Origin of the sequence: Columbia Basin potato purple top phytoplasma (assembly GCF_028595955.1) — a bacterium.
Taxonomy (GTDB): Bacteria; Bacillota_I; Bacilli_A; order Acholeplasmatales; family Acholeplasmataceae; genus Phytoplasma.
Genome location: NZ_JANHJP010000038.1, coordinates 1 through 454, shown reverse-complemented (window position 1 = coordinate 454; position 454 = coordinate 1). Strand labels below are relative to the sequence as shown.

General features: G+C 22.5%; 1 protein-coding gene. It reads left to right on the top strand.

Annotated features, from left to right (window positions below; all coding sequences use genetic code 11):
- Nucleotide 1 precedes the first annotated feature (1 nt).
- Nucleotides 2-379 carry an SVM family protein gene (locus M8044_RS02515; protein WP_273585470.1) on the top strand — a complete coding sequence of 126 codons (378 nt, stop codon included), beginning with the start codon at nt 2-4 and terminating at the stop codon, nt 377-379.
- Nucleotides 380-454: the final 75 nt, after the last annotated feature.

Here is a 454-nt window from a genome sequence, read left to right as displayed (position 1 = left end):
AATAAATATTTGTTTTTTTGTTTTCTTGGGATTATTTTTAATTACTAGTAATAAACAAGTAACGGCCGCACCTAATGAAGAGTTTGTTGGCGATATGAGAATAGTTAATGTAACTGTATCAAATATTGATATTCTTAAAAATCATGAAACATTTAAACAATATTTTGATTTTACGTTAACTGTTCCGCGTTATAATGGAAACATAGAAGAATTTGCAATAATATGGAAAATTAAAAATCCACCTCATAATTTGTTGGGTGTTTTTTTTGATAATGGCACTAGAGACGATGAAGATGATAAATATATTTTAGAAGAATTAAAACAAATGGGTAATGGAGCCAAAAATATGTATATTTTTTGGCAGTATGAAAAAAAATAAATTTTTCTAAATTAAAAAAAGAGTTTTAATAATTTTTAAATTACAAAATAAATTTAAAATAATAAATATTTATTT